22 protein-coding genes and 1 tRNA gene are annotated in these 26249 nt (G+C 44.6%); 6 read left to right on the forward strand and 17 right to left on the reverse strand.

The features are described from left to right. Nucleotides 1-97 precede the first annotated feature (97 nt). Both A9E74_RS01245 and A9E74_RS01250 read left to right on the forward strand, forming a co-directional pair. On the forward strand, nt 98-1195 hold the full coding sequence (locus A9E74_RS01245; RefSeq protein WP_069294851.1) for an efflux RND transporter periplasmic adaptor subunit: 1098 nt from the start codon (nt 98-100) through the stop codon (nt 1193-1195). Next, nucleotides 1192-4308: an efflux RND transporter permease subunit gene (locus A9E74_RS01250; RefSeq protein WP_069294852.1), complete on the forward strand. Its 3117-nt coding sequence runs from the start codon at nt 1192-1194 to the stop codon at nt 4306-4308. Before A9E74_RS01245 ends, A9E74_RS01250 begins: the two co-directional genes overlap by 4 nt. 22 nt (nt 4309-4330) lie before the next feature. Here the strand turns inward: A9E74_RS01250 and A9E74_RS01255 are convergent. Both A9E74_RS01255 and A9E74_RS01260 read right to left on the reverse strand, forming a co-directional pair. Then, a tRNA-Asp gene (locus A9E74_RS01255) sits at nt 4331-4407 on the reverse strand. Between the two features lie 211 nt (nt 4408-4618). After that, nucleotides 4619-5458: a plastocyanin/azurin family copper-binding protein gene (locus tag A9E74_RS01260; protein WP_069294853.1), complete on the reverse strand. Its 840-nt coding sequence runs from the start codon at nt 5456-5458 to the stop codon at nt 4619-4621. 582 nt (nt 5459-6040) lie between these two features. Here A9E74_RS01260 and A9E74_RS01265 point away from each other — a divergent pair. Then, nucleotides 6041-8221, forward strand: coding sequence for a TonB-dependent receptor family protein (locus A9E74_RS01265; RefSeq protein WP_069294854.1), 2181 nt, complete (start codon nt 6041-6043; stop codon nt 8219-8221). A 252-nt stretch (nt 8222-8473) separates the two neighbouring features. Here A9E74_RS01265 and A9E74_RS01270 read toward each other — a convergent pair whose 3' ends face one another. The 5 genes from A9E74_RS01270 to A9E74_RS01285 form a co-directional block, all read right to left on the reverse strand. Then, on the reverse strand, nt 8474-8857 hold the full coding sequence (locus tag A9E74_RS01270; protein ID WP_069294855.1) for a DUF6746 family protein: 384 nt from the start codon (nt 8855-8857) through the stop codon (nt 8474-8476). Between the two features lie 153 nt (nt 8858-9010). After that, the gene (locus A9E74_RS01275; RefSeq protein ID WP_069294856.1) at nt 9011-9433 is read right to left on the reverse strand and encodes a plastocyanin/azurin family copper-binding protein; all 423 of its coding nucleotides are present in this window, start codon (nt 9431-9433) and stop codon (nt 9011-9013) included. A gap of 252 nt (nt 9434-9685) precedes the next feature. Beyond that, nucleotides 9686-9859 (reverse strand): MgtC/SapB family protein, encoded by a 174-nt coding sequence (locus tag A9E74_RS14865; protein ID WP_281198074.1) that lies wholly within the window; start codon nt 9857-9859, stop codon nt 9686-9688. Further along, nucleotides 9856-10110: an MgtC/SapB family protein gene (locus tag A9E74_RS14870; protein ID WP_281198075.1), complete on the reverse strand. Its 255-nt coding sequence runs from the start codon at nt 10108-10110 to the stop codon at nt 9856-9858. The genes A9E74_RS14865 and A9E74_RS14870 overlap by 4 nt, the downstream gene beginning before the upstream one ends. 57 nt (nt 10111-10167) lie before the next feature. After that, nucleotides 10168-11244 (reverse strand): AI-2E family transporter, encoded by a 1077-nt coding sequence (locus A9E74_RS01285; RefSeq protein ID WP_069294857.1) that lies wholly within the window; start codon nt 11242-11244, stop codon nt 10168-10170. Between the two features lie 161 nt (nt 11245-11405). On the opposite strand from A9E74_RS01285, the gene A9E74_RS01290 reads away from it, so the two are divergent. Both A9E74_RS01290 and A9E74_RS01295 read left to right on the forward strand, forming a co-directional pair. Continuing rightward, nucleotides 11406-12479, forward strand: coding sequence for an efflux RND transporter periplasmic adaptor subunit (locus A9E74_RS01290; RefSeq protein WP_069294858.1), 1074 nt, complete (start codon nt 11406-11408; stop codon nt 12477-12479). Nucleotides 12480-12494: 15 nt separating this feature from the next. Then, nucleotides 12495-15653: an efflux RND transporter permease subunit gene (locus tag A9E74_RS01295; protein ID WP_069294859.1), complete on the forward strand. Its 3159-nt coding sequence runs from the start codon at nt 12495-12497 to the stop codon at nt 15651-15653. On the opposite strand, the gene A9E74_RS01300 is transcribed toward A9E74_RS01295, so the two are convergent. Continuing rightward, entirely contained in the window at nt 15635-16165 is a 531-nt protein-coding gene (locus A9E74_RS01300) for a lipocalin family protein (RefSeq protein ID WP_069294860.1), read from the reverse strand. The genes A9E74_RS01295 and A9E74_RS01300 overlap by 19 nt on opposite strands. Nucleotides 16166-16215: 50 nt before the next feature. On the opposite strand from A9E74_RS01300, the gene A9E74_RS01305 reads away from it, so the two are divergent. Then, the gene (locus tag A9E74_RS01305) at nt 16216-16473 is read left to right on the forward strand and encodes a TIGR03643 family protein (protein ID WP_069294861.1); all 258 of its coding nucleotides are present in this window, start codon (nt 16216-16218) and stop codon (nt 16471-16473) included. A 15-nt stretch (nt 16474-16488) separates the two neighbouring features. On the opposite strand, the gene A9E74_RS01310 is transcribed toward A9E74_RS01305, so the two are convergent. From A9E74_RS01310 to argS, 9 genes are all read right to left on the reverse strand, one after another. Further along, nucleotides 16489-16884 (reverse strand): MAPEG family protein, encoded by a 396-nt coding sequence (locus tag A9E74_RS01310; RefSeq protein ID WP_069294862.1) that lies wholly within the window; start codon nt 16882-16884, stop codon nt 16489-16491. Between the two features lie 188 nt (nt 16885-17072). Then, a complete protein-coding gene (locus A9E74_RS01315; protein WP_069294863.1) occupies nt 17073-17810 on the reverse strand; it encodes a dienelactone hydrolase family protein in 738 nt (245 codons plus the stop codon). Between the two features lie 91 nt (nt 17811-17901). Further along, nucleotides 17902-18912, reverse strand: a complete 1011-nt coding sequence (locus A9E74_RS01320) for a class 1 fructose-bisphosphatase (RefSeq protein ID WP_069294864.1) — start codon at nt 18910-18912, stop codon at nt 17902-17904. 153 nt (nt 18913-19065) lie between these two features. After that, entirely contained in the window at nt 19066-19881 is an 816-nt protein-coding gene (locus A9E74_RS01325; RefSeq protein WP_069294865.1) for a formylmethanofuran dehydrogenase subunit C, read from the reverse strand. Next, nucleotides 19878-20780 carry a formylmethanofuran--tetrahydromethanopterin N-formyltransferase gene (gene fhcD / locus A9E74_RS01330; RefSeq protein ID WP_069294866.1) on the reverse strand — a complete coding sequence of 301 codons (903 nt, stop codon included), beginning with the start codon at nt 20778-20780 and terminating at the stop codon, nt 19878-19880. The genes A9E74_RS01325 and fhcD overlap by 4 nt, the downstream gene beginning before the upstream one ends. Continuing rightward, complete coding sequence (locus tag A9E74_RS01335; RefSeq protein WP_069294867.1) at nt 20777-22444, reverse strand: formylmethanofuran dehydrogenase subunit A; 1668 nt, start codon at nt 22442-22444, stop codon at nt 20777-20779. Before A9E74_RS01335 ends, fhcD begins: the two co-directional genes overlap by 4 nt. A gap of 12 nt (nt 22445-22456) precedes the next feature. Continuing rightward, on the reverse strand, nt 22457-23731 hold the full coding sequence (locus A9E74_RS01340; protein WP_069294868.1) for a formylmethanofuran dehydrogenase subunit B: 1275 nt from the start codon (nt 23729-23731) through the stop codon (nt 22457-22459). A 93-nt stretch (nt 23732-23824) separates the two neighbouring features. After that, nucleotides 23825-24442 carry an SPOR domain-containing protein gene (locus A9E74_RS01345; protein ID WP_245651997.1) on the reverse strand — a complete coding sequence of 206 codons (618 nt, stop codon included), beginning with the start codon at nt 24440-24442 and terminating at the stop codon, nt 23825-23827. Between the two features lie 10 nt (nt 24443-24452). After that, nucleotides 24453-26216: an arginine--tRNA ligase gene (gene argS, locus A9E74_RS01350; RefSeq protein ID WP_069294870.1), complete on the reverse strand. Its 1764-nt coding sequence runs from the start codon at nt 26214-26216 to the stop codon at nt 24453-24455. Nucleotides 26217-26249 lie beyond the last annotated feature (33 nt).

A 26249-nucleotide genomic window follows, 5' to 3' on the forward strand; every position in this document is an offset into this window, starting at 1 on the left:
CATCGACCAGGAACTAAGGGATAGGAAAATTGCCCATAAAATGACTTAAATACTCCCTATCCCGGCTTTACTCCAATATTCGAGATCATTCTTTTAAATGAAGCAAAAACTATTATGGCCAGCTCTGCTGCTTACTGTTTTGAGCCTTACAGGGTGTGAGCGTGATAGACCAACAGCAACAGCACAAATCAAACCGCATTTAGTCGAAGTCGTCCGTGCTGAAGTAAAAGATATTTCTGTTACAAGAGAACGTAATGGCAGTTTAAGAGCCATTCAGGAAATTCAAATCTTTAATCAGGAAGAGGGTCAAGTTTCTGAATTGCCATTTTTTGAAGGAGATCGTGTTGAAAAAGGTCAAATTATCGCCAGACTCGATGATCGTTTGCTGCGCTCCCAACTCACCCGTGCTCAAGCCTTAACCCGAAAATCTGCAACAGATCTGGCACAAATTAAGGATCTGGTTGCCCGTAAACTGACCACGCAAAATGAATTAACCCGTATCGAAACGGAGCTGGCAGTTGCAGAAGCAGAACAAGAAGCGCTGCAGACCCGCCTCTCTTATTTTGTTATCCGCTCTCCCATTTCCGGCGTTGTGACGCATCGAAATACTGAACCGGGCAATATTGCCGAGCGCTATTCCCATTTAATGACCATTGCCGATCAGCAAACATTGATTACTGAAGTCCAACTTTCAGAACTGCTATTAAATAATTTACAGGTTGGCGATGAGGTCAGTATTCAAATCGATGCGCTGCGTGCCGGTAAAAGCGAACATCAAACTCTGCCCGGCAGAATCAGTCGAATTTACCCAGATATCAATCCCTTAACACGAACCGGCACGCTTGAAATAGCCCTGACACCCGTTCCTCCAGGCGCACGAGCTGGTCAGTTTGTTCGAGTCACACTGACCAGTCAGCAAGCCGAAAGATTGTTAGTTCCCTTTATTGCTTTGCGCCGCTCTGTTGAAGAGGAATATGTCTTTACAGTGGGTGCAAACAATCAAGTGCAAATGACACCCGTGACCACCGGGCTCGAAATTGGTGATCAAATAGAAATTTTAGATGGCTTGGAAGGTGGTGAATTAGTTGTAATCCGTGGATTTACCAATCTTCGTGATAACAAAGAAGTCAAAATCGTTAATGCTCCCTCTGCGACGGAACCGCTACCCCTGACGGACATTGAGAATACCCCATGAAAATTCAAGGTGGCGGCCTGGCAGCATGGTCGATTAAACACCCTATCGGGGTATCAATGATTGCCATGACAGTAATTGTGCTGGGTTTAGCCGTACTGAGCCGTTTGGCGATTGATTTGCTGCCACAAATTATCTATCCCGACATTCGTATCCGTATCCTGGATGAAGGTGTACCGGCGACCGTCATGGAAGATCAGGTCACGCGGTTTGTCGAAGAGCAGCTGGCGATTACTGAAGATGCCTTAAATGTTCAATCCTCAACTGATCTGGGTATTGTTGAAATCGATATTACCTTCGATTATGGCAAAGACATTGATGTAGCACTTCGCGATGCCAGCACCCGACTGGATCGTGCCAAAACACAATTACCCGACTCGATTCAGCCACCGGAAATATTCAAACGCGATCCTTCGCAGATCCCCGTTATTGAGTTTGTCGTCAGTTCAGATTTGATGTCTTTGGTCGATCTACGGACCTGGACTGACGATATTCTCAGTAAATGGTTTATTAATTTGCCTGGGGTTGCCGCTGCGGAGATTGGTGGTGGTGTTGAACGGGAAATTCAGATCATCCCCGATCAACAACGCCTGGCAGCAATGGGTTTAAGTTATCGGAATATCGTTGAAACAATCCAGAGCGCGAACGATGATATTGCGATTGGTCGATTACAAATGCCTGGCAGTGAAATTACTGGACGAATCGGGGGTCGACTGAATTCAGTCGAAGCAATTCGCCAACTGCCAATTGGCCGCACAGACAATAACATCATCAAATTGCATGAAGTCGCTAAGGTTGTGGACAGCAGTGAGGATGAACGATTGCGGATCCGAGCTAATGGCATCAGCGGCATTAAATTGGCTATTCAAAAACAGCCTAATGCTAATACCAATAATGTAGTTGAGGTGGTAAACCGGCAGCTGGATTGGCTTGAAGAGCAGAATGTTATTCCCCCAGGTATCAATGTGACGGCGGTTACCGACCAATCGGTGTATATCAAGCAATCTTTGAAAAATGCTGCAACCGCGGCCATCAGTGGCGCAATCTTAGCTATGCTGGTGGTGTATCTGTTTCTCGGTAATTTACGGCGTACTCTGATCATCGGCAGTGCTATCCCGATTGCCATTATGTTTACTTTTGTATTGATGGGGCTTGGCGGACTGACACTCAATATCATGACGCTAGGCGGTTTAGCATTAGGCGTGGGCATGCTAGTTGATAACACCATCGTTATGCTGGAAAACATCTACCGCCATCAATGCAAACATGAAAAGCCATTAGAAGCCGGCACACACGCTGCTGCAGAAGTTAATGGACCGATTATCGCTTCAACCTCTACCAATCTTGCTGCTATTCTGCCGTTTTTATTTATTGGGGGCTTAACCGGCCTCTTGTTCAGCGAATTGATCTTTACTATTTCAGCGGCCATTTTTGCGTCCATGGTGATAGCACTGACGCTAGTGCCAGCCTATGCCGCCAAAGTCACCCAAATCAGCAATAACCCCATCCGAAAAATGATGGATGGCTTAATCGGATTTTTACAGCTTGGCTATGGCAAGGTCATTCGTTTTTTCCTCAAAATTAAATTGCTTATTATTGCGTTATTTATTGGTGGATTTGCTTTAAGTCTGCCCATCTTTACCAGTGGTAATCAGATTTTGCTGCCGAATATTGATGATGGCCGTATTGAAGTGCGGATGGTTTCAGATTCAGGCATTTCTGTTGATGAAATGGATAGTTATGTTCAACGTATTGAACAGATAATGGATGCAAAACCAGAAACGGAAACCATCTTTACTCTGGTTGGTGGTAGCGTTTTTGGACGTTCTCAACGTGAGGAACCCAGTCGCGCGGAAATGACCATCGAACTGGTGCCAGCGGACCAACGAGATATCTCCAGCCAGGAATGGATAAAAGATATCCGTAAACAAATTGATGAATTACAGATTGCCGGGTTACGGGTATTTTTGTTCCAGCGCGGTATTCGTGGATTACGCACTCATAGTGGTGATGAAGATATCAGCTTGCGCTTACAAGGCGAGGATTTCGCAGTAATGAAAACCGTCGCTGATGAGATCGCCGATAAAATGCGGCAAATTCCCTTACTGACGAATGTAGAGCATTCTGCAGAGGAAGAACGCTTTGAAATTTCAATCAAGCTGAATCGGGATAGAGCTCAGGAACTGGGTTTGGATATGCAGGATCTTGCTGAAGCAGCTCAAACAGCTCTGCAGGGTCGTGTTATCAGTGATTTCCTCGAGGGTAATCGCTCTTATGACATCCGTCTAAGGCTTCCACAGGAAGAGATGAATAATCCGCAGGCATTACGTTCCATCATTCTGTTTCCTTCGTCGGATGGAAGCTCACCGTTATATTTGGGTGATGTTGCCGAAATAGAACTGCTTGATACACCCTCTCGGATTCGTCGGGAAAATCAGATGCGAATTGTCGAGCTATCCGCTGCTTTGGCTGATGGCGCTACATTGGGTGAAGCATTGATTCAGCTGGATCAAATGCGTCAAGAAATAGAGTTGCCGACCGGATATACCATTTATGATGGCGGCCAACGAGAAGCTTTGGAACAGCAGCAATATCAAAATCTTATTTTGCTGGGTCTGGCGTTATTTCTGGTTCTGGTAGTGATGGCAATCCAATACGAGTCTTTGTTAAATCCAATAATAATTTTATTGAGTGTACCGTTTGCCGCCATTGGCGTAGCTATGGGAATTTATTGGATTGATCTGCCCTTATCGATGCCAATCTGGCTGGGCACTATCATGTTGATAGGTATTGTGGTGAATAACGCAATTTTATTGGTGAATTATATTGAGCTTGAACGACGTCATAATAACAACTTAACCGAAGCTGTTATTGAAGCAGTGAGATTGCGTTTGCGGCCAATTTTGATGACTACATTAAGTACTGTAATGGGGATGTTGCCGCTGGCGATTGGATTTGGCGAAGGTTCAGAAATGTTGCAACCGTTGGCCATAGCCGTGGTATGGGGATTAAGCTTTTCGATGATGGTGAGTTTGTTACTGGTTCCTCTGGTGTATCACCTGTTTCACTCGATTAAAGATCGAAACAAATTTGATAACCAGACAGCTTTAACTTAGATGGGAAGGTCTTCCATAAAAATGGCGGAGCGGACGGGACTCGAACCCGCGACCTCCGGCGTGACAGGCCAGCATTCTAACCAACTGAACTACCGCTCCGCAACCTGATGGTTAGCACTTAACCAGTCAGGAAGCGTGCAAGAATACAGCAAAATTTCAAAAGGTGTTAGTGTTCGTCAGAAAAAAGCTAAGCACGCTTTATAAGCCTTTGAAATGCAAACTATTAAGCAATTTTAATGAAAGTAAAACCGTTAGCTTGGCGATGAATTTCGGACAAAAAAATCCCCCGGGTGGAACCGGGGGAAATTTTTTACATGGCTTCAGCGGCTTGAATGGCTCGATTAACTAAACGACGAGTTGCACCTTTAGCATCAAAGCTTTTGATTTGATCCAGATTTACTGGGTTACCAACAATAATTACGCCACCCATTCCAGCACCAAAATGTGGTGTACATTTATAAATGTAGATGCCTTCTTCGGTAAAAGTGCGGCTGTAGTTTTCACTCATCGCAGATATCCACATCTCAGTACCTTCAGGAATCAAACCTTCCAGTGATTCGGTATTATGTGTACTCATGTTGGTCCAAGATACCGAATCGCCCGGTGCGATAGTTACAACTAAAGGATCGTAAATCAAACCTTGAGCGGTTACGGTGTGGTTTTTAGACTCAACTGTTGCAGGTGCAGCAACTTCTGCTGGTTCTTCCGAAATTCCTGCTTCTTTGGTGACCTCTTCCAGTCTTGCTTCGGCTTCAGCTCGACCTTCAGCAGCAGCATTTTCAGCGGCAGCAATAGCTTCATTAGCCCGCTCAGTGACACTTTGGCTTGTTTCTTGAGCAGATTCGATAGCTGTTTCAACGGCTTGGGTTGTATTCTCGACAACTTCTTCTTGTGTACGGGTTTCCAAAGCTTCTGCTTCTTGCTGCGCTGCTTCAGCAAGCTGCTCGCTGGATTCAGTTGTTTCTTCGATCTGATTCGTTTCAGTTAGTGACTCGCCTACTTCAGTCATCTTTTCAATTACTTCAGCTGGTGAACTTGGACGGTCATAATGTTCACTGCTACCAGAAATAAAAGATGAAACGGCAGCCACCACAAATACAGCAATGGCAATAATGATACTCACAGTAATAATTGAACGGGAATGACGCATTTGACTCTCCAACAATGAAATTTTCACCGATCATACCATCACCCTGATCCTATTTATAAGCAATTCCCGCCTTTTTCTTGACCTAGAACAATTCAAAGTCAACATTTCAAATACTTGGCTTTTTTACAACACCCTCACTTAATTGCTCACTTATTCATAAGTAATTAAGTGTTTTACTAACAAATAAAAGGGCATTACTCCTGAATATCTGTGCGCAAGTTCCCAAAAATACCTTACAAAAATTAACAAATTTCTATTTTTTCGTAGCATTTAAACAACAAAGCGTATTATTTTTTTCATTGAAACAACAAGTTACAGATTAGTTTGTATACAACCAGATAGATGGCTAAATATAACCACCATTTGATACCTGCACTAAAAAGACCTTTATTTAAAAGGCCTCAGAAGAAATAAACGAACAAACCAAAACGGTTGTTTATAACCACACAAAAATATCGTGATTTATCGCATTAAAATCCTTCCATTTCTCTCTGTGAAATTCATTGTTTTAGGAATTTTTCCTATATGAAGCTGAATTCGCTAAAGCTAGATTTCATGGGCTTTTTACAACTGGAGAGAGAAATGAACCTAAAACCAAAAATACTCAGCACAGCGATAATGTCTTCGCTGATGTTGATGCCATACGCAGCCATAGCTGAAGAAGATGCAATCGACACTGGAAGAATGACGGTTACCGGGATCCTTCCGGATAACCTTGAAGCAGTATCAGGCTCTTATAGTATTATCGACGAAGAATATCTAGAGTCACGCCGTCCGGTATCCGTAAACGAACAATTAAGAACTGTACCAGGTGTGATGGTTGTTCCTGATGGCAGCATGAGTTTTGATTTAAATATCGGTATTCGTGGTCAAAACCCACGCCGTAGCGCCAAAACGATGGTGATGGAAGATGGAATGCCGTTGCAATTAGCGCCTTACGTTGATCCCGTCAATCATTACTCTCCACCATCACAAGTATTAAGTCGCGTTGAAGTTGTTAAAGGTGCTGGACAAATTTTATATGGACCACAAACCTTAGGTGGCGCAGTCAACTTTCTCACAAAACCTGTACCCCGTAATGGTGAGATAGAAGGCAGCGTAACTTCCGCTTTTGGTAATCAGGATTATCGCTTATTACATGGTAGCGTCGGCTTCGGTAACGAAATTGGTGGCGTGATGTTTGACTTCACCCAGAACAAAGGTGATGGCATCTTCAAGGGCGGTGAGTTTGATGTAAGAGATTATCGCTTTAAAGGCGAGCTGAATATCACTGATCGCCAAACCCTTGGTTTAAAACTTACTCATACACGTGATCGCCGTAATCAAACCGAGAATTACCTTACGATTGATGAATATGATCGCGATCCATTCAGACACCCAACTGTTGATCTGGATGAGTGGGAACAGGATCGTGACTCGATTCAATTAACCCATGCGTTTGAAGTTAACGACCGCTTAACGATTAATTCACAAGCTTATTACACGGATGTATTCCGCAATGGTCTTCGTGCATCCAATACTGGTAGGCCTGATGCAGATGGTGTGTCATGGTCAAGGCTTCGCCGCTGTAATGGCAGCGACAGCCTACGAGTCGATCAAGTTGATGACGTAGGCGTTTGCGGTGGTCGACATGCGCCACGTCAATATTACTCCTGGGGGCTTGAAACTAGCGCAGACTTTGCTCATACCTTATTCGGTCTTGAGAATGACGCGATTGTCGGTATCCGTTATCACGAAGATACCGCTGTCCGTAAACAAGTATTTGCTGAAAATGCCGCTGAACGTAAAAACTATAATTTAGCACTGGCGAATAATTCATTCACTCATGAAACACTGAAAGCTCAAGCGACATCCTACTACGCTCAAAACACGACATTTATTGGCGATTGGGCTGTAACACCAGGGTTCCGAGTGGAACATATCCGCAGCAGCGATACCAACAACATTAGCGGGGAACGCGGTAGCGACAGCGATACTGAATTCCTGCCTAGCATCGGCGTGGCCTGGAATGGTATTGCTAATACCACCGTATTTGCCGGGGTACATAAAGGCATGTCACCTGCACGCGCCAATCGTGACTCAAGCATCCAATCTGAAACAGATGCAGAACAAAGCGTTTTGTATGAAGTTGGTTTCCGAAATGCGTCATTCACTGGTATTAGCTTTGAAACAACGCTATTCCACAATCGTATTAAAGACACCATCATTGACTACGGTGACTTTTTTGCCAATGGTGGCAAGAGCCAACAAACCGGTCTTGAAGTCGCTGGTCGTGCAAACTTTGGTGAAATTTTCAACACTACCAATAACTTCTACATCTCTGGTGCATACACACATATTCCTCAAGCCAAGTATAAGAGCACCGTTTTGGTAGATGATGGAGATGAAATCGATATCAGCGGTAACCGCATGCAGTACTCACCTCGCAACCTGTTGAATCTTGACTTTGGTTACGAACATGTCAGTGGTTTTGATGCTCGCATCGGTGTGCAACACGTTGGCAAACAGTTTGTTGATGACGTTAACACCCGCGATGAAATTCGAGATGATCCGAGACCAGATCGTCGCACAGGCGTATCAGGCATCATTCCTAGCTACACTATTTGGAATGCTACTGTTAACTACCGTGTACAAAATACTGGTGTGACATTGTTTGCCAGTGTCGAAAACTTGTTTGATAAACAATATCTGGCAAGTCGTACCGAGGGTAAATTACCAGGTCGTGAACGTCTGTTCTTCGGCGGTATTACTTACGACTTTTAATCAGCTTCAACGTTGACGGAGACGGTATGCAGAACATGTTTTAAATATGTAACAAAAACAGCCATTTCTCCCAGATTTGCTGTTTCTGCATCACTATTGCCGACAAGCCCATCTCTTAAAGATGGGCTTTTTTTGCACAAAAAAACCCACCTGAAAAGGTGGGTTTAGGTTTTTTGTTGGAATTTTAGGCTTGGCTTTTACTACTGAACTTGCGACCTAATAATCCTATAAAGCATGACTTAATTAATTAAATTAAGACTCACCCATCTTGCTTATGGTTTTGATGACTTCCATATACGCTTCTCCATGCTTTTGGACTGCATCAGCGTCATACTTTTCAGACGCCAAATGAACTTCTTCCAGTGTCGCGGCTAACTTATCCAATTCTTCATTAATTTTCGCCAGTGCATTTTCCAAGGTGTAAGTCAGTTCGTGTACTTTCGTCACATCATCTGCTGACATGGAATCTTTTTTGAGCAAGGTTTCCAACCGATGATTATAACGTTTGAAGTGGGTAACCGCCTCTTCCAATGTTTCTACAGATTCACCTTTAAAATGCTCTACCGTTTCTGCTTTTGCCATTGTTGCCACACCAAAACTTAATGCGGCAGCTGCAAGATAATTAAAAACTTTCATTTTGACCCCTAAACGTTAATAAGAATTATTACCATATAATAACGAGCACCGTTATAGCAACTTAAATGTGGATGACAATCCCAAAAACAAGGGACATAAAAAAACCTCCCGTCATGACAACGGAAGGTTTTATCTTAAGAAAAAATTTCAGGGTTACATCGCTTCGGCTTCTTTGATCGTCTGCCGAACAATCCGGGCTTCCCCACCGGACACCTCGGCTGCTTTGATATCGTCAAGATTTACAGGCTCTCCAACAATCACCGCACCGCCCATAGCTACCCCGATATGGGGAGTACATTTGTAAACATAAATACCTTCTTGTTCAAAGGTATGCTGATAATTTTCACCCATAGGCGAATTAATTTTTTCCGTTCCTTCGGGTACTAAACCATCAATCGTTTCAACATTATGAGTAGGCATATTCTCCCAACGAACGGTATCACCCGGTGCAATTTTCACAACTAATGGCGTAAATTTCATACCTTCAGCAGTGACAACATGCGTTTCAGCAAATGCCGATTGAGCCATAAAAAGTAGCGCTGCAGGAATTGTTAAAGCAAGTTTAGTTTTCGGCATATAGCCTCCTGTACAGTAAATTTTAGTTATTGGAACAAATGCTGAACTGAGTAAATAATAAATAAATTTTTACACTACCAGGAAATATTCCTTAATCCAAGGTTATGACCTGACGAATAACGGCATGTTCCCTAATTGATTTATAAAAGATTTATACGATTTTATGGTGGGAGTTTTTCCTGACCTGAGCATTAACCTATGTTAATTAAATTTTGCAGCACAAATCAAAGGCTTTTAATCGTTATTCGTTTCTTAGCAAATGTCATCATGCTTAAAGAAACTGCTTATTTGGAAAATTAAAAAACCCATAGCTGAGAGTACGATAGCAATCTCATAGCGTGCATATGCAACAGACAACCCGATAGCTCCCGTTAACCATATTCCAGCAGCACTGGCAGTGCCATTCACGCCACTATTATTTTTCATAATGGCGCCACCACCAATAAACCCCATCCCGGTGATAATGCCATACATAACCCTGCTTCTGGATCATCGCCACTGTAGACCTCTCTAGCAACCAACATGAAGGCACAACAGGCGATACATACTAATGGATACGTTCGCATTCCAGCGCCTTTGGCCTTGTATTCACGATTTAAAGCCATCGGTAAAGCCAATACAAATGCAATCCCAAGCTGATAAGAGTGATACCAAATAAGACCAAAATTGATATCCATAGATAAATCCCGCTTTAATCAAAGCTAGATTTGTATCAAAAATTTAAATAGGTTTACTTAACTTGAAGCAAATTGCGATTTTAAACTTCGAGGCCAAGCCGTTACTAACGCCTTCAATAGTGTTGCCAGTGGAATAGCAAAGAAGATCCCCCAAAACCCCCAAATTCCGCCAAAGAACAACACAGCCAGAATAATTGAAACCGGATGCAGATTAACCGCTTCTGAGAACAGTATAGGTACCAGCACATTACCATCTAAGGCTTGGATGATGCCGTAGGCCAACAGCACGTAGGCAAATTCTTCTGTAAGACCAAAGTGAAAACCTGCAACTGCAGCTACAGGCAATGTTGCAACGGCTGCACCAATAAAAGGAATTAATACTGAAAAGCCGACGATAACAGCCAATAAAGCGGAATACGGCAAACCAAACCAAGCAAAAGTAATAAACGCCACGGTGCCCACAATAATGATCTCGACCACCTTGCCACGAACATAGTTGGCGATCTGGCCATCCATCTCATTCCAGATCCGACTCATCAAGCCGCGTTTTTCCGGCATCATGGATAAAATAAAACCCACCAGCTTTTCACGATCTTTGAGCATGAAAAATACCAGAATTGGCACCAGAACCAGATAAACAATTAACCCAATCACGTTGCCAAGTGATGATAAGGACAAAGTCAGTGCACGCTGACCATACATACTCAGTTCTCTTGCCATCATTGAAATCCAGTTTTGAATTTCGTCCGGGGTTATCAGGGTTGGATATTGAGCCTGAAGCTCATCTAACCATTGCTGCCCACTGGTCAGCATTCTCGGCGTTTCCAGTACCAGATTGACTAACTGATTCCACAACAGCGGCATCAACAGGAAAGCCAAAGCCAGCATTACCCCAACAAACCCGAGAAATACTATCGCCACGGCAATCATTTCCGGAACATGCCTTCTGGTTAGCATATTCACTACACCCTGCAATAAAAAAGCGATAACCAAAGCTGTGAAAAAAGGCGCCAACATGCCACCCAACCAAATGATGGCAGCAAAGCCTATGATCAGAACAATCAGTAAAATGACCGCTTCTTCATCAGAAAAATATCTTTCTGCCCAATTTTTGAAAACAGCTCGCAATGTCATATCTGTTTTGGTCCTGTTCTTCGTCTTTGATAATGTCTGTTACTATTTTGGCATACCCCAATAACTCTTGTGGCGTATTAAGCTCGCTTAAATATCATCTTTAAGGAACTATCCTTTAAGGTATTGTTCATTAACTGCATTCACTAATCATGCGAATAAACATGTTGAAATCATTTTCGTCAAATAACCTGCGAGGTTTTAGTTTCGTTTTACTGCTCATCAGTCAAACCAGTCTTGCAGCAACCCCGGTAAGTGTCAGTAAACCGATAGTATCAGAATCAACCGAAACCCTTACTTTATCAGGCTCCTTAACAGCTGAGCGTAGAGCCTTACTTTCACCTCGCGTGGATGGGCTGGTTAAAGAGGTTCTGGTAGATGCCGGCTATCAAGTGAAACAAGGCGACATTCTGCTACGCCAGGATGCGGCCATTGCCAGACAGCAACTAGAACAGGTCAAAGCGGCGACCAATGAAGCACAAGCTGCGGCTAATGAAGCCGAACGCTTGGTAGAGGAAGCTAAACGTCTGCGTGGTGATAATTATATTTCTGCATCAGAACTGGCTAATCGTGAATCTAACTTTATGTTGAGTCAGGCTGCTCTTGCCGCAGCCCAAGCCATGCAAAATACCACTGCCGAGCAACTGCGTCGCCATGAATTACCGGCCCCGTTCAGCGGCGTTATCAGCGCCAAAATGACCGAAGTGGGAGAATGGGTTAATCGAGGCACTCAAGTACTGGAATTAGTTGCTCTGGAGCCTGTGAGACTGGATGTGAATGTGCCTCAAGAACGTTTTTCTGAAATAACCACGCAGACACGGGTAGAAATTTTGCCTGATGCACTGCCTTCACGAAAACTTTCCGGAAAAATTACTGCTTTAGTTCCTGTAAGCAATGCCCAAGCCCGTTCGTTTTTAGTCCGTATCGTGGTGGATTCAGAGGATGTAACTTTATTGCCCGGTACCTCCGCCAGTGCTGTCATTTATATCGGTGGCGACAAAGCCAAGGGCTTTCTTGTACCGCGTGATGCCGTTTTACGTCACCCTGATGGCGGTCGAAGTGTCTTTGTGATCGATAGCAACAACCGGGCGCAACGTCGCAGTGTCAATGTGGGAAGCGATAGTTCTGAGGGCATTATTATCACCGATGGTCTAACGGCTGAAGATTTAGTAGTGGTTCGTGGTAATGAGGTACTTCGCGACAACGATGAAGTTGAAATCGTCAGTGATGCTAGATAAGGGAATTCAACGCACATGTTAGAAGCACCAATTCGTAACGCAAAACTATTGACTGTCATGGTGCTGATTGTGTGCGTGCTCGGCATCACTGCGGCACGCATGATTCCGATACAGATGATCCCGGACCTGGATGTGCGAACCATCAGCGTCGTTACTCAATGGCCAGGGGCAACACCTCAGGATATTGAAAAAGAAATCCTGATTGAACAAGAGCGGTATTTACGCAATATTCCCAATTTACGTCGCATGGAATCCTTTGCTGAAACCGGCGTCTCCTACGTTGAGCTGGACTTTCCGTTCGGCGTGGATATCAATGAAACTCTGATAGAGGTTTCCAATGCGCTGAGCCAAGTGCCGAGTTATCCGGAAAATGTCGACCAACCGAGTATTCGCAGCAACTCTTTTTCAGAAAATGCATTTATGTACTTTGCGGTATCACCATTGGCGGGCAACCCGTTAAACCTTGATATCGACATGATTACCGATTTCATTGATGACAATATTCGCACTCAGATGGAACGCGTGCCGGGAGTTTCCGAAGTCCAACTTCGCGGTGGTGCTGAAAGGCAAATGCAGATCTTTATTGATCCCGCCAAACTGGCCCAGCGTGGCTTAAGCCTGACGCAAGTGCGTGAGGCTATTCGTGCGCGCAACAGCGATACATCGGCTGGTGATTTGGATGACGGGAAAAAACGTTATTTAATCCGCACGGTTGGTCGTTTTGATAATAAACAGGAATTAGAAGAGCTGATTCTGGCGCATCGCAATGGCACTGATATTTTCCTCAAAGATGTCGCCACGATTAATTTGGGTCATTACGAGGTGCGCGAAGTTGCCGTGGTTAATAACGAACGCGGACTAACAATGGCCGTTAAGCGCGAGCCCGGTTCAAATGTAATCAATATCAAGGCTGGAATGATGCAGGTCGTCGAGGAGATGCGACGAGACTTGTTACAGCCAAATGGTTTGGATTTGGTGTTAATTGGCGATGACGTGCGTTATGTCGAATCCTCTATTCGCAATGTGTCACAGAACTTATTGCTGGGTGCTCTGCTGGCTACCATCATCCTGTTTTTATTCCTTCGCAGCGCCAGAGGTACCTTGATCGGCTTGATGGGTATGCCGGTTTGTATCATTGCTGCATTTCTTGGGTTACTGCTGTTTGATCGCACCATTAATGTTATTTCGCTGGCTGGTATCGCTTTTGCGATAGGTATGACGGTAGATAACACTATTGTTGTATTAGAAAGCATTGAACAGGCTCGGCGACGAGGTCTCGATCGAATTGAAGCGGCTATTACCGGTGTTCGTGAAGTCTGGACCGCTGTATTAGCCTCCAGTATGACCACTATTCTGGTGTTTGCCCCAGTGTTATTTGTCCAGGAAGAAGCTGGGCAACTTTATTCCGATATCGCCATTGCGATTTCAGTGGCTATCCTGGCTTCCATGATATTTGCGGTAACCGTGGTACCGGCGGCATGTGCCCATTTCGGACTTGGCAAAAGTCGTGGTACGCAGGAGGATTTACATCGACGTGGCGTTATTCTGCATACCGTTAATTGGTTGACCGGCGGTGTTATCAGGCGAATGATGACCATGCTGATTACAGTATGTGCCACCCTGGTTGCAGCATGGCATTTAATGCCGCCAGCAGAATATCTGCCTGAAGGCGAAGAACCAAAAGCCTTTACCAGCATGATCCCTCCCCCAGGTTATAACATTTCTGAAATGTTACGAATCAGTGAGGAGGTTATTGAAGTTCTCAGTGATGCCAAGGGGGCAGATCCTGTCTTATTTGACCGTGGTGAAGCTGTACTTCCCTCTTTGGCCTATTACTTTATAAGGACGACACCGACTGGTTTACGTGTACTTAGCGAACCGACCAGGCCCCAGGATATTGAATTAATGATGAACGCGTTAACGGACTTGTTTGAGAGTTATCCGGGAATGCGGGCATTTTCAGGTCGCGGTTCCATTATCTCCAGTGATCAAGGCGGAACACGTGCCGTCAGTCTGGATATTGCGGGTCCGGATATGGAAAACCTATACAGCACTGCCGAGTTTGCTCTCAAACGTGCTGAACAATTATTTGAAAACCCGCAGATTGATTCCATTCCGGGATCATTGTCTTTGGATCAACCGTTAATTGAAGTACGTCCTCGCTGGTCACGTTTAACGGAAACCGGCTTCACCGCGGATGATTTTGGCTATTCTGTCGCCGCATTGAGTGATGGCGCTTTTGTCGACGAGTTTTTTATTGATGATGATAAGGTCGATATATTTCTCTTTAGCACCTCTGGACAACAGCAAAACTTATCTGGCTTGGCCGGTTTACCGGTACTCACCCCTAATGGCGATATTCTGCCATTGAATGCTTTGGCAGATTTAGTTGAAACGGTTGATAGTGCAACGCTTCGACGAGTAGATAGTCGTCGAACTGTCACGTTACTGATAATTCCACCCCGTGATGTAGCGCTGGAAACAGCCGTCAATAAAGTGCGAAACGAGATGATTCCAGCTATGCAGGCGGAAGGTGAAGTCGCCAAGGGGATCAACCTCTCCATTTCCGGTGCCTCGGATCAGCTGGATGCAACACGGGAATCGTTATCTGAAAATCTCATCGTCGCAGTGATTTTGATTTATCTGGTCTTGGTGGCGATCTTCTCACACTGGGGCTATCCATTAATTATTCTTACCACTGTGCCTTTAGGTATTGCTGGCGGTATTGTGGGATTAGTAGCAGTGAATGCGTCTGGAAGTTTATTAAACGCGATTGGTTTACCAGCAGTGATTCAGCCGTTTGACATGATTACCATGCTGGGCTTTGTCATTTTATTAGGCACAGTAGTCAATAATCCAATTCTGATCGTCGAACAAGCCAGACGTAATCTGACCGATAAAGCTATCTCAGTGCATATGGCGGTTAATCAGGCGGTTGCAACTCGACTGCGACCTATTTTAATGTCGACATTGACCACTATTTTCGGTCTGGCACCATTAGTATTTATACCTGGGGCGGGAACCGAGCTTTACCGTGGTGTGGGTATTGTTGTTCTGGTCGGCATTGCGGTTTCCACATTGATCACGCTGACATTTTTGCCAAGTTTATTGGTAACGATTTTGTCTTGGGCAGAACGCAAACGAGGTCGACCGATTCAATCATCACCTGCCTGATCATGTTCGACAAAAATTAGGTCGTCCGTATTAAAACCACGTTGTGATGCTTCATTAATAAAGCGCTCAATTATTGCTTCATCAACCTGCGGTGTGCGGGCCAACAACCACAAATAGCCGTGGTTTGGGCCCGCCACAAAAGCGTATTGATAATCCTGTTTATCCAGACCGAACACAATATAACTGCCGTAAAACGGTCCGAAGAACGAAACTTTTAGTTGAGCAATGTCGGTATCGTTGACGAATTTAGCTTTACCTTCAGCCTCTTTCCACTCAGTTTTGTCCTGGTCATAGCCGCGGTTGATCACTTTGACATTGCCGTCATCCCGCAAGCTGTAATCTGCGGTTACGGCGGTTAAGCCGCGTTCAAATGAATGATCGAGCCGGGCTATTTCATACCATTTACCTAGATAACGCTCCAGCTCAAACCCTGTGACAGGCTCAACCCCTTTGGGAGTTCCAGTGCAAGCAGTTAACACCATTGATAGCAGAAGAATGGTAAATAGACGCATATTTCACACACCTTTGGTTAATTTACGAGTTTATATATGAGGTCGCATGTATGAGTGAGACGCTAAGTTTGGCGGATATTTCCCGGATCATTGAAATGGCCTGGGAGGATCGTACACCGTTTGAAGCGATTTTCCGGCTGTATGGCTTACCGGAGAATCAGGTGATTAAATTAATGCAACGTCAAATGAAACCTGGTTCATTTCGTTTATGGCGGGAACGGGTTGCAGGGCGCAAAACCAAACATCAAGCTTTGCGTGATCCGCGTATTTCGCGGGCCTACTGCCCGACTCAATATAAACCACGCTAAGCCGCTAGCGTTTTATTAAACGGCAGTAAAAGCTCTTATTGCAATATAAACGCAACTTAACCAACCGACCATAAAAATCAAGCTGCGGAACACCGCCATATCTAAGGCGTAAAAAATGGGGTGTAACACTCGGCAAGCTAAGAACAGGATAGCAGCGCCGCTTAGCTCGCGTAGATTCACACTCGAATAAAAAGCCAGCAAGGTCACTGCCGAATAAAAAATCAGTGCTTCCCAAGCATTTTTCTGTGCTGCTAATACGCGGGCAGCCACACCGGTTAACTCTGCCTGTTGATCCCTGGGATGACGATTATCAAATATATCAACGTGTTTATAGCGTAGGTAGCCGCCAATAAATGCCAATATCATCGGAAAAAACGAGACGATAAATAACACAATAAACAAGGCAGGCATGTACCACTCCAGTGAACATTAAATAAATTGATGGGATGAAAACGGTTTACGACAGATTCTAGTTTCGGATCATGCCACAAATCTGTTGTAGACGTTGAGATCAATTAATTAACCTGACTTTTATATCAGAGAGTTAGGCCATTATCCGATCAAATGACCATCCGTTAATTAATTGTCCTATCGGTTTATTATTTTTCCAGTTTTTCGTTCAGGAAAGCTAAAAAGCGCTGCCATGATTTTTCATCGGCTGCAGCATGATATCGATCGATACCAAATACGGTAAACGCATGATCTGCACCGCCGTAGGCAATCATCTCATTTGGTACATTATGCGTTTCAAGTTCAGTGCTCAGCTGAGCAAACTCCTGCATGCTGATGGCTTTATCAGCAGCACCATGCAATACCAGAACCTCCGCTGTGGTATTGGCATAATCCTGTCCTTCTGGAGTTGTTAAACCGCCATGGAAACTGACAAAACCTTTAAGATCTTTGCCGGAACGGGCCATTTCTAGCGACGCTGCACCTCCAAAACAATAGCCCATCACTACAACTTGCTGTGGATTCGCCCCCAACTCAACCGCTTTATCTAAAGCAGCATTTATCAATAACCGCATTTTCTGCCGATCCTGATACAACTCGCCGGTATGTTGTTTTTTATCTTTATCCTCTGTCGGACGAATGCCTTTTCCGAATAAATCTGCAGCGAATACCGCATAACCTTCTTCGACCAACATATTGGCTCGTTTAATCTCGTAATCGGTCAAACCATCCCAATCATGAATTAGCAAAACCAGTGGTGAATTCTGAGCCGGGCTGACGTAATAACCTTCGTAGCTTTCGCCATTAATCTGATAATCAATATTTCCAGCCGCAGCCGACAACGAAAACCATGTGAGGCCCAGCAATACGCATTTTTTCAGCAACATGCTATCTCCTAAAAATCATGAATGGATTATTACGACCAAAAGATCGCCGCAGAGTTGGTAAAAAATGGCCATCTATTGGATGGCAATAAAACTAGGTTTCTTGATGGTAGCGAACAACTCTGTCGACTTCATTTTTCGATCCCATAATAACTGGGACTCGCTGGTGAATACTTTCCGGTTGAATATCCAGAATACGCTCTGTTCCAGTCGAGCTAACCCCGCCCGCCTGCTCAACAATAAAACTCATCGGGTTTGCTTCATACATTAAGCGTAATTTACCGCCTTGTTTAGCAATTTTAGAATCTATCGGATACATGAAAATACCGCCTCGTGTCAGCACGCGATAGACTTCGGCAACCATCGATGCCACCCAACGCATATTGAAATTTTTCTCACGGTCGCCTTCCAAGCCTTTCATACATTCTTCAACGTATTTCTGCACTGGAGCTTCCCAAAAACGCTGGTTGGACATATTGATGGCAAATTCGGCGGTATCTTTAGGTATACGCATATTGGGATGGGTCAGGATAAATTCACCAACATCACTGTCCAGCGTAAAACCATTCACACCATTACCAGTGGTCAGAATCAGCATGGTGGCCGGCCCGTACACGGTAAACCCGGCACAAACTTGTTCGGTCCCTTTTTGCATAAAGTCTTTCAAGGTCGGGTTTTTGCAATCATTGGGGCAACGCAAAATGGAAAAAATAGTGCCTACTGAAAGATTAATATCAATATTCGATGAGCCATCCAGCGGATCAAAGCAGATCAAATATTTGCCTTTCGGGAATTTGCTGGGAATTTGAATAATTTCTTCAATTTCTTCGGAGGCCATCGCGGCCAAGTGACCTGTCCATTTCAGATGATCGACCATTACTTCATTGGTGATTATATCCAGCTTTTTCTGCGTTTCACCCTGTACATTTTCACTGTCGGCATAACCACCTAGGCCAATGATGTTACTGCGACTAACCAAGTGAGATATTTTTTTACAGGCACTAACGATATCGTTCAACAAGCCAGTTAAATCACCTGTCGAAGCGGGGTGAGCCCTTTGTTCTTCAACAATAAACTGATTAACTGATTTACCGATATCAGACATGGAATTTCTCTCTTTGCATGGGGTATTGAGGTTGAGCTGATGCTGAACAGCGGATAATGAGAGAGTAAACCAGAAAACGGCATAATGCCAAGAAAGCGTTTTGCTTAAAAGAGAATTCAGGGAATTAGCACGCTAATTCCCTGTTTAAAGCCTTTAAATTTTAATTAAAATCTCGCCCATACCGATGCCACCAACATCGCCAGCGTAACGTCGTACGCGAGAAAAACCTTCAACATTGGCAAACTGGCTGTCGAGTTTTTTAAACGATGCAAACATCAATGGTAAAAATGCCAATGTATGCGATCCACAATCATTAAAGTTTGCGGTGATGCCATATTGCGGCATTTTGGTCAGCAGCAAGGTGCCACGTTTCATCGCATAACCTAAATGTTTACCGACATCTCCCAATACGGCTATAGTGCCGGAAATCATCCGTGATCCGCAGTATTCACCAGCATTACCTTCAATCAAAATCATGCCGCGACGCATATGATCACCGGTACGGGCTCCGGTATTACCAGTCACAATAATGATGCCGCCGGTCATACCGTTTTTATAACCGCTACGAGCTGCACCAACAAAATCTCCGGCATTACCGTTAATTTTGATTTGGCCACCTTTCATTTCACAGCCAGTGTAAATAAACGTGTTTCCGGTTATTTCAATATTTCCGCCGGTCATAAACTGACCCAGGTAAGCACCAACATCACCTTCGATGGTGATACGGCCTTGACTCATTGCATGACCAATATGATCCAGTTTGGCAGAGCTGTTTTCAAAACGAATATCATTTACATCATCACCACTGATATCAAACAGCTGATCAACCGGTAACGTTAAACGACCACTGACCAGTTCCATCGCCGCGATATCTGCAACATCTTTACCCGCCAACTTATCCGGAGTTAATGGTGAGCAATCGACACGCTGTGCCAAATCGGTTTTAAGTTTAAGAGTCAGCGCACTCATGCCATGATCTCCTGCAAATGAAAGTGGAATGGACCCAGTTTGCCACCATAATTACCGGCGCTGATTCGGCGAATACCATTTTCTGCGCCCAGCTCACAGGCAGCCTGAATGCCGACTCGCATAGCTTTATCGATATCTTCTTTGCTCAACCCATCAATAACGATTTCCATTACCGATTCTACTTCCGGAGACAGCTCGGATTTGGTCTGACCTTTTAAGGTTGGACAGAACGCATCATTGGTTGAAGCATTTAACGCTTTATATTTGGAGCCTACTTTTGAACCGCTGCGAACCACCCCGCCTGGGAATGGCATAATGATATTCGGTAGCTGTTTCATCGCTTTAACAGCTGCCTCACACGCCGCCAATGCTTGCGGTTGAGATTCGGCCAGAATCAAAAAGTTACCACCACCAACAGATGAAACTACCCCAGTATTTTCCTGGGTAAGGAATTCACCATCCATCACCGGAATACGCCAGTAGCGTTTACCGTCAATCATTTTGGATATCTGATAACCATCACCAAAAAAACGCAGGTTTTTACCCAATGCGATTTCGGCACCATCATCGCCCTCAATACCAGAGAACAATGCTGATGTTGGGGAAGTAAGTACGCACTGACCGGCACGAGTTTCAACTTGTTTGGCTAAGCCTTTACCACCCATGGCAAAAATCAAACAAGCGACGCCGGGACGACCATCAGGGGTTTCTGATGGATCCAAAGTTCGTTCAATAGCTGCTTCACAACCGCAGGCAATAACCGATGTCGCAAACCCGGTGAACGCTGTAGCAGAATGCATCGCCCATTCAAGATTCTGGGCTGTGATGATGATTCGCGTGCCTTTCATCGGAAAGGCTTCGGCAAAGGTTTTATCAATGCTTACACCATTGATGATCATAGTCTGCCTCCCTTATGCAGCGGCTGAATGGTTAAGCTACCACGACCATCATCGATGATTTCATCGTTACTGATTTTGAAGTTGCTCATTTTCAAGGTATGGAATTTATCGAAATATTGCTGCAGCGGTTTTTCAATGCTAACGTCATATTCCGGTTTGACCACATGGGTTGTGCCCCAAGTAATTTTGATGACCTGGCCGTTGCGCACCACCATCTGACCATCTTTAAAAACATAGTCCGGTTTTTCGAACATCTTCTCCCGATCGCTGTTATCGGTATACACGGTGATATCTGCCGCCGCACCAATTCCAAGATGTCCACGATCTGCCAGACCTACCAATTTGGCTGCACCTGCTCGGGTCATGATGGCAATTTCATATAACGAATATTCACGATCCAAAGACGCAAGATGAGTGGCTTTCTGTGCTTCTGGATGTAATGTAGACAGCATATCGTTGCGGAAAGACTTATCCATCAATAACTTAATCAGATGCGGATAGCTGGTGAATGGTGCACCATTAGGATGATCGGTGGTCAGAAAAATACGCCAAGGATCATCGACCATCAAGAAGGTTTCCAGACCTATCATCCATTGCAATGCGTTCACATAACTTTGGTCTTTGTATTTGAATGGCACTACACCGCAACCGGCTTCACATTCAATATCCATACACACCCATTTGTTAGGGTGGGCATGCGGTGCTCCGGCGAACTGACGCATATTATCGCCAGAAGCAGTTACTGTCTGACCGAACAGAATCTGCCCGACATCCACGGTAATGTTTTTATGTTTATTAATCGCTTCCGCAATTTCAGCTGCGCCGGAGGAAAATTTGAAATCGCCCTCTGTGCCGTAACTGTGAAACTGGATATGTGTCAGATGCATCGGCACACCTTCCGCACCCTGAATGGTATCCAGAGTGGTTTGCATATTGCCTGGTACACCTAGATTACAGCCATGTACATGCAAAGGATGAGGTACGCCAATTTCCTGCACTGCACGCGACAATCTATGCAGAATATCGCGAGGCGTGACACCATAAAACTCATTTTTTTCGTCTAAATCCAGCTTACGCTGATTAAATTTAAAGGCGCTGATACCACCCGGGTTAACTACTTTAAGGCCTACTGCCTGCGCGTGGTTAATGGTCCAGGCGACATAGTTATTAATGGCTTCCTGATCGGAATTGGCCGCCATCATACGCAGCAGAAAGTCATCACTACCCAGCATCACATAACCACCTTTATCGATAATCGGTGTGTCATGCATTTCCATATGAGCCTGACGGGCATTAATCGGCAATACGGCTGGTTCAAAGCCTGCGGTGTAGCCCATCTCTGCGTAACGATAACCGGTCGTTAAGGTGCTGGGGGCCGCATGACCGGTGCCTGAACGTAATAACTCAGTACGCTCATATACAGCCTGGGCATGGTCTTCCGGCAACATGGTGCGGGCAATATTGACCTTACCGCCACCGATATGGGTATGCATATCAATGGCACCCGCCATAATGACTTTGCCACGAACATCAATTTCTTCATCAATGCGACCATCAGCCGGTTTGTCGACAATGCGGCCATCACGGATATAAATATCCCGCACTACATCGTTTAGATCATGTGCCGGATCAAAAATACGTCCGCCTGTTAGTTTTAAAAGCATCTTTATCTCCGTTTACAGGGCCTGTTCGACCGCACTAAGTACTTCAAACACGCTAGGTAAGCCGCTGTCACGTAATTTTCTAAGCGGAACTGAAACAACACTGTCGGTTCGGAAAGTGCGTCCTTCATGATCGATTCCTGGAACGCCAACTGGAATATAAACTTCCGGTTCTGACTTAAACTGCATGCCACTACGTCCGAGCACAATGGTAGAAGCTGATGATTCGGGTGGTGTAACAGCTGTGTTGAAACTGGAAACCCAGATAACGACATCACTTTCGCCATCAGCAAGAATACGTCGACCATCGTTTAAAAACGGGTCGTAATCTGGAAAACGACGATTAAACGTTGTACGCATCGGATAACCACTTTGCCAGGAAGCAACTGCATTGACTGTGGTATCACCTTCTTTTCCGCCTAATGGCAGACCATTACTGCGTGTGGTGGCGTTAATTTCTTTGATCATTTCACAAACGTTTTGAATAGTAGCTTCAGCGTGATCGAAATCTAATTGTCCAGCTGACCAGGTCACTACCGAATATTTAGCTGCCTTTAATTTTTCAGCCAAAGCCTGTAACTCACTGACTGCTAAACCAGCAACAGTTTCTGCCTGAATCTGTTTGCCTTTCAATAAAGCACGTAATACTGATACCACTTCCGGTAAATCCACATTATCACAGGCAATGACCTGAGCTTTTTTACCGTTTGGTGAGGTGGATGCGTCGCCACTAGGTTTTTTGCCTAGATAAATGATTTCACGAGACTCAATCTCCTGACCAAACATGCTTTCTTTATTCCACACCATGCGTTCAAAAAAACGTGGGAAAGTCGATTCGATATCGGTACCAACCACCAGTAACACATCTACCCGATTTCTAACTTCTGTGAGAGTGGTGGTCATGTAGCCTGTGTCTTGCAACACCAGAATATTGCGAAAAGCGGCTGGGGAATAATAACTATCAATGGTCGCACCGGTTTTATCGGCTAATGCCATTGCAGCACGAGCACCATTTAGGTCTGTTCCTAAACCGGCAATCAACGGTTGTTTACTGTTTATCAATAACTCTGCAATGTGAGATACCGCCTGCTCCAATGTTACTTCTTTGCCATTGATGCGGGGCTGGATATCGCTAATGGGAGTTTCAAATCCGGGTCGAGTGACAGCATCGCCGTTTTCCAGCACTTTAACGTTGTTTCCGTTGACCTCTATTGTCAGATCATCAGACGCTATCCCACAAAAAGGACTGGCAACTTCATGCCAAACGGTTGCCGTGCTGTTTTCTGTCATATCGCTGTCCTCGATAGTTCTTGCTTTAATAAACTTGGGTCGTTATGACCTGCTTCAACTCCAATAGGCTTTTAGCAGCAATACTGATAATCGCTATCCGTGTTTTGCTCGCAATAAAAGCGAATCAATATTGTTGTCTCGTAACTGTTTCTGTAAAGCATCGGCTTTTTCACGCCCAGCCACCGGCCCCACCTGTACCCGATGCCAGGTATCGGTATTGTCAATTGTGACGGTTTGCACTTTTGATTCAATACCTAAAAAGGCTAACCGTGCCCGGAATCCATCCGCGTCTTCAAGTTTTTTAAATGAACCGACCTGAATCATATAAGTTACAGCATCGACCGGTTGCTCAACTGCCGCCTGCTGGGTCTGCTGCGGAGTTTCGTTTAACGGTTGTGGTGGTTCAGCCATCTCTTCCGGTGGTGATGATACTATCGGTTTTTGCGGTTGATTGGCGATAGGTTTTGGTTTTTCGACCACTACTTCCGTTTCCGGCAGTAAAGTATAAAAATCAAATGTAGGCTCAACGCCGGCTCGTTTCTGCTGTTGTTGGGTAGTTTTTGCCTGTTGTTGATCAGCGGGCACATTGTCTTTCAGATGCAGTAAAAACATCACAAAAGCACCGACTGCAAAGCTGATAAGCATTGGACCCCAAGGCATACTGCCACCTTGTTTCGGTGTCGGTTTACGGGTATTTCTTCTCGCCGCCACAAAAAACCTCTTACATCGATTGTGGCGCTGAAACGCCCATTAAACCCAGACCGTTAGCAATAACCTGCCGGACTGCGGTGATTAACGTTAAACGTGCCTGACTGACATTGATATCGTCGATCATAAACTGATGCGCGTTGTAATACGTGTGAAAATCACGTGCCAGATCCATAAGAAAATGCGCTAACAAATGCGGAGTATGCGTAATTGCCGCCAGCTCCACCACTTCAGGATAACGCGATAACATGGTCAATAAGGCTTGTTCATGTTCTTCGCTAAGTAAAGACAAGTTCTGTAATCCAAGCTGTTGATCCCAGCTCAATTGCCTTTCTGCTAATTGACGGAACACGCTGCAAATCCGAGCGTGAGCGTACTGCACGTAATATACCGGATTATCATTACTCTGTGATTTGGCCAGCTCCAGATCAAAATCCATATGCTGATCCGCACCACGCAGCACATAAAAGAAACGGGCGGCATCTTTACCAACTTCATCTCGCAGTTCACGTAAGGTGACAAATTCACCGCTACGGGTCGACATACCGACTTTTTCTTTACCGCGATATAACACTGCGAACTGAACAAGCAGAACTTTTAATTTGCTAACATCTTGCTGTAAGCCAGACATGGCCGCTTTTACGCGTGGAATATAGCCGTGATGATCGGCGCCCCAGATATCAATTATCTGATCAAAACCACGCTGAAATTTATTCAGATGATAGGCAACATCGGAAGCAAAATAAGTTGCCTGGCCATTATCACGTACTACAACCCGGTCTTTTTCATCACCAAATTCTGTTGATTTAAACCACCAGGCACCATCCTGCTGATAAAGCATATTGGCAGCTTTCAGTTGTTCAATCGCTTCATCAACCACGCCGGATTCAACCAACGATCGCTCGGAAAACCACTCGTCATATTCGGCGCCAAATTCCGCTAAATCATTACGGATATCATCCAAAATGGCATTCAAGCCCAAATCAAATAACTGGCGATACAACTTAGCACCGAGTAATTTTTTAGCTTGATTTGTGAGTCCATCAATGTGTAATTCTTTATCGCCACCTTGTGGTTCGTCAGTTGGCACACCTTCGAACACCACTGCAGCAGGGTGTAACAATGCATCGCCATGCTGATTTTTCAATGTTTCAGCAATATCAAACACATATTCGCCACGATAGCCGTTACTTGGAAAAGTAAATTGTTCGCCACATTTTTCCAGATATCTCAGCCAGACACTGGTCGCAAGAATATCCATTTGCCGGCCGGCATCATTAACGTAATATTCACGATGCACATCAAAACCAACGGCTTTAAGTAAACTGCTGACCACTGAACCATAGGCTGCACCACGACCATGACCAACATGTAAGGGCCCTGTTGGGTTGGCAGAAACAAACTCAACCTGGACTTTATGGCCTTTACCGTAATCACTCAAGCCAAATTGACCGGCATTTTTCAATACCTCAGCCACCACTTGTTGTCTGGCAGTTGCTGATAAGGTGAAGTTGATAAAACCTGGACCGGCAATCTCAACTTTATCGATCAATTCATGTGATGGCAGGGCATCCACAATCAATCCTGCGATCTGACGAGGATTCATTTTGGTTGGTTTCGCCAATACCATAGCAATATTGCTAGCAAAATCACCGTGACTGCGATCTTTAGTTCGTTCCAGCTTAACTTCAATCGATGAAATATCTTCAGGAAGGCTTTGTTGTGAAATCAGCGAAGCTAATGTGCTGTCGATAATTTTTTTCAATTGGTCTTTCAAGGTAATGAAGTCCAGGTAACAGAAATGTGATGG

The organism is Methylophaga muralis, from assembly GCF_001720165.1.
Lineage (GTDB): Bacteria > Pseudomonadota > Gammaproteobacteria > Nitrosococcales > Methylophagaceae > Methylophaga > Methylophaga muralis.